Genomic DNA, 1,642 nt, shown 5'->3' with positions numbered 1-1,642 from the left:
CCCCGTTGACCAGGTTCTGCTCATAGGGCAGCAGGAATGGCCTGTCTTCGACGTAGAAGACCGACAATTGACCGCGGGTGCTTCCCGCCACCTCGATGTCCGCGTGAAGACCGTGCGTCAGCCCCTCCGCCGACCTCCCAGAACTGAATTGCCGATCGCCAAGCGTGATGACAGCCACCGCGATTTCGGGATATCCCATTCCCTGGACCAGGTACTCGGCGGTGTTTCGGCATATTTGTTCGACGGAAAGGCCCGCTTGCAAACCGTTCCGCACCCGTTCGAAGCAGGTCAGTTCCTTCACGCGCTCCCGCAGGGCCTTCTTAAGTTCGTATGCGGCGGTCACGTCGTGGAATACCAGCACCGCGCCTCGGATGCGGCCCTGGACATCGCGGATGGGGGCGGCGCTGTCGGCGATCTGGCGCTCGGCGCCGTCGCGCGCGATCAGGGCCGTGTCGTTCGCCAGTGAGACAACTTCGCCAGTTGCTAAAGCCTTGGCCAGGGGATCGGCAACTGGTTCGCGAGTTAGGACGTTGATGATGCGGAAAATCTCGGCAAGCGGTTTGCCGACGGCTTCCGCCAGCGGCCAGCCCGTCAACTGTTCCGCCACCGGGTTCATCCGAACCACCCGGCCGGCGATGTCCGTGGCGATCACTGCGTCCCCGATGGAGTGCAGGGTGATCGACAGGTCTTCCTCGCTCTCGCGCAGCGCCTCCTCGGCCTGCTTCTGGTCATCGATGTCGGTATTCGTGCCGAACCACTTGATCACCCGCCCTTGGCCGTCGTGAATCGCCACCGCGCGGGTCTTGAACCACCGGTAGATGCCGTCCTTTCGGCGAATGCGGAACTCGACGTCGAGAAACGATTCCGAGCCGACCGCGGCATTCCAGGCGGCGATCGTCCGATCGCGGTCGTCCGGGTGCAGTTGCTCCAGCCAGCCCGACCCCAGTTGTTCCGCCTCCGGGATGCCCGTGTACTCCACCCACTGCGGACTGAGATAGTCGCACGGGCCGTCCCCCCGGCACGTCCAGACCAGTTGAGGCAGCGACTCAGCCAACTCGCGGAATCGCCGCTCGCTCTCGCGCAGCGCCGCCTCGGCCCGCCTGCGGTCGGTGATGTCGATCATGATGCCCTGGAGTTGATTCTGATCGTGTTCGTCGCGCCGCACTCGGGTCTCATCCCGCACCCACACCGTCCGGCCATCGCGCGCCATGATGCGGTATTCGGAGACGGAGTTCCGGCCGGCGGCGCCGGTCTGGCAGACCTCGGCCAGCACGCGCTCACGGTCCTCGGGATGGAGTTGTTTCCGCCACAACTCGGGATCGGCCAGCCACTCATCCTGAGAAAAACCGAGCATGGATTGGACTTGCGGGCTGACGTACTTTGTAGAGCCGATTTCATCCGCGGCAGCGACGTAGATGAGTCCCGGGACTTGCTCAACCAGGATTCGATACTTCTCTTCGCTCTCGCGCAGCGCCTCCTCGGCCCGCCTGCGCTCGGTGATGTCCCAGAAGATGCCGAAAACGCCGACGATCTCGCCGGTCCGGTCTCTAACCGGCGTCTTGACCGTGTGAACCCAGACCTCTTGGCCTCCCTGGACGTATTTCTCATCCATCTCGTCGGTCCGGCCCGTCTCCATGATTCT

1 protein-coding gene is annotated in these 1,642 nt (G+C 63.8%); it reads right to left on the bottom strand.

The genetic code is table 11. The features are described 5' to 3' along the window. The coding region (locus NTX40_11390) for a PAS domain S-box protein (protein MCX5649678.1) at window positions 1–1,642 on the bottom strand (1,642 nt) is incomplete at both ends.

The organism is Planctomycetota bacterium, assembly GCA_026387035.1.
Classification (GTDB): Bacteria; Planctomycetota; Phycisphaerae; order FEN-1346; family FEN-1346; genus JAPLMM01.
Note: the sequence above shows the minus strand (reverse complement) of the source record. Positions and strands in the feature narration are given on the sequence as shown.